At 73.8% G+C, this 244-nt stretch carries 1 protein-coding gene; it reads right to left on the bottom strand.

The window, feature by feature from the left end; genetic code table 11:
- Nucleotides 1-244 (bottom strand): OpcA/G6PD domain-containing protein (locus tag ACKX14_RS16355; protein ID WP_422449486.1); only part of this gene is annotated, 244 nt, incomplete at both ends.

The raw sequence follows: 244 nt of genomic DNA, 5'->3' as shown, positions 1-244 counted from the left end.
GCCCTGCTGGCCTTCCTCGGCCTTCATCCGACGCACCGGCACCTGCAGGTAGTCGAGCAGCCAGCCGGCCAGCAGCTCGGTCGACGGCGAGTCGGACTGCCCAGTCACGGTCGCGCTGGTCACCGGCTCGAACGGGGGCAGGTCGAGTGCGGCCACCAGCTGCGCCCGCCACAGCGTCAGCCGTGCCCATGCCAGGTCGGTGTCGCCGTCGGCGTAGTGCTCCGCCCGTGCCCGCAGGGCGCGC

Source organism: Thermorhabdus hydrogeniformans, from assembly GCF_049310025.1.
In the GTDB taxonomy this organism is placed as follows: Bacteria; Bacillota; Thermosediminibacteria; order Thermosediminibacterales; family Tepidanaerobacteraceae; genus JBJYKD01.
The sequence above is the reverse complement of the archived record's forward strand: the minus strand, read 5'-3'. Positions and strand labels throughout refer to the sequence as shown.